Source organism: Sporichthya sp., from assembly GCF_013815995.1.
Lineage (GTDB): Bacteria > Actinomycetota > Actinomycetes > Sporichthyales > Sporichthyaceae > Sporichthya.
Window position 1 is genome coordinate 1 of sequence record NZ_JACDFE010000378.1, and the last position, 2,297, is coordinate 2,297.

Sequence of the window (2,297 nt, forward strand, 5' to 3'; positions counted from 1 at the left end):
GATCCGCGCCGTCGCCGGCGCGTTGCCCGACATCGTCGTGCACGGCCCGGCCGACCCGGCCGCGCGGCTGCCGCACCTGGTCACCTTCTCCTGCCTCTACCTCGACGGCGAGTCTTTGGTCCGCGAGCTGGACCGCGCCGGGTTCGCGGTGAACTCCGGCTCGTCCTGCACCGCGGACACCCTGCGGCCGAGCCACGTCCTGGAGGCGATGGGCGTGCTCTCGCACGGCAACGTGCGGGTCTCGCTGCCTCGAGGTGCCGCTGAGGTCGACGTCGAGCGCTTCCTCGCCGTGCTGCCCGGAGTGATCGCCGGCCTGCGCGACGCCGCCGGCGTGACCGGACTGTGAACCTCCAGGCGAGGCTCATCCTCGACACCCTCGGCCGGAAGTGTCCGGCGCCGATCATCGAGCTGGCCCGCCACCTGCGCGACGTCGAGCCGGGCGAGGTGATCGCCGTGCTCTCCGACGATGCTGCGGCTGCGTTGGACGTCCCGGTGTGGTGCGAGATGCGCGGGCAGGAGTACCTGGGCCGCGAAGACACCGCCTATTTCGTCCGGCGGGTTCAGGACTCGGCTGCGGGGGCCGGCTCCTCCGGCGGCGGGGGCGGCGGCGGGAACTGACGCTGGTCCGCGGTGTCGCGGTGCAGCAGCAGGAAGTCGCCCCGCTCGAGCGCAGTGGAGTAGCCGAGGTCCCGCGCGGTCTGAATCAGGTCCACCTGGTCCTGCCCCGAGTAGAACGGCCAGTTCAGCGGGCCACCCTGGGCCACGATGATCCATTCCGGATTGGACCGGGACGCGGAGTACCCGAACACCGACACGTCGGTGCGCGACGTCAGCTGCGGCACCAGGCGGTTGGAGGCCTGAACCTGGGCTTCGTCGGGGATCTGACCCAGCAGCGCGTGCGCGTCGTCGATGCGCACGTCGTGCTTCCAGGTGCTCGGCCGCACGGCGGACCAGAGCGGATACGCGGGCACCAGCAACGCCGTGACCACGGCGCTGATCACCAGGGACTCCCGTACCCGCGACGGCCCCTGCCGGGCCGCGAGCCGGCGCAGTCCGTCGACGAAGGCGACGAAGACGATCGGCATCAGCACGGCGCTGTAGTGGAAGCCGGTCCCCCAGTACAACGGGTTGTCCGAGGTCAGCCGCCAGGCCAGCGTCGGCAGCACCAGCAGCAGCAACGGGGAGCGCAGCGCGACCATCGCGGTCGGGGCGACCAGCAGGATCATCAGGACGACCTTGGGCTCGTGCTCGAAGAGCCCCACCGTCACCCGCTCCAGCTTCGCGGCCAGACCTCCGCTGTCGTCACTGCGGCGGTGCGAGTCCCACCACGCCGAGAACGAGCCCTCCGGCGTGTTGGCCGGCAGCAGCCAGAACACCTCGACGACCGTCGAGACCAGCCCGGTCACGATGGTGGCGACCCCGAGCCGCCGCGCACCGAACCAGCACACCATCGCGCCGAACGCGGCCACCGTGAGCCCGAGGTCCTCCTTGACCAGCATCAGGGGCAGCGCCCACAGCGCCGCCGCTCGAAGGCGGTTCTCGGCGAGCGCGACCGCACCGAAGGCCACCAACGGGACGGCGAACATCACCTCGTGGGCGTCGAAGCCCACGGCCTGCGCGATCCCCCAGGACAGCCCGTAGCCCAGTCCGACCACCACGGCCGCCGGTCGCCCTAACGTGCGCTGGGCGTAACCGGCCAGCGGGATCACCGCGACGGCGAACAGCAACGCCTGGGCGACCAGCAGCGTCACCGGCGAGGGGAACACCCGGTAGAACGGCGCGAGCAGCGCGTACACCGGCGAGAAGTGGTCGCCGAGCAGGTTCGCGTCCGGCCCCTCGACCTCGACGACCGGGGCGTTGCCGTGGGCGTAGTTGCGCACGGCCTGCTCGACGATGCCGAGGTCGAAGCCGGTGGAGAGCATGCGTTCGTGCAGCCGGATCGACACGATTGCGTAGAGGGCGAACAGCCCGCCGGCCATCACCCAGATCCAGGCTCCCCCCGGCTCGCGGGGTTCGCCACGGTGCTCCGCCGGGGGACGTCGCGGCGCGACCACGGAGACCCGCGTGTCCGCCTCGGCCGTCATGCCCGTCCTCCCGTGGCTTGAGTGCCCATCCAACCGCAGGATCACCCGCCGTGCGGGGCCTTGACGTCGAACGCCGGTGGCAGCGGCAGGCTCAGCGCCCGTTGCAGGCGTCGCAGGTACTCGGGCCGGGGCAGGTCCACCGCGCCGAGGCTGCACAGGTGCTCGGTCGTCCACTGGACGTCGAACAGGCGCTCTGCGGGCGGTCCGTCGCCC

The 2,297-nt window shown here is 71.8% G+C and carries 3 protein-coding genes; 2 read left to right on the top strand and 1 reads right to left on the bottom strand.

Annotation, left to right across the window (positions count from 1 at the left end):
- Positions 1 to 346, top strand: a 346-nt coding sequence (locus tag H0X00_RS23475) for an aminotransferase class V-fold PLP-dependent enzyme (protein ID WP_293775252.1), incomplete at its 5' end; no start/stop codon positions are given.
- Positions 343 to 618, top strand: coding sequence for a sulfurtransferase TusA family protein (locus H0X00_RS23480; protein ID WP_293775254.1), 276 nt, complete (start codon positions 343 to 345; stop codon positions 616 to 618). The genes H0X00_RS23475 and H0X00_RS23480, both read left to right, overlap by 4 nt.
- Here the strand turns inward: H0X00_RS23480 and H0X00_RS23485 are convergent.
- A complete protein-coding gene (locus H0X00_RS23485; protein ID WP_293775256.1) occupies positions 561 to 2,084 on the bottom strand; it encodes a DUF2079 domain-containing protein in 1,524 nt (507 codons plus the stop codon). The genes H0X00_RS23480 and H0X00_RS23485 overlap by 58 nt on opposite strands.
- Positions 2,085 to 2,297 lie beyond the last annotated feature (213 nt).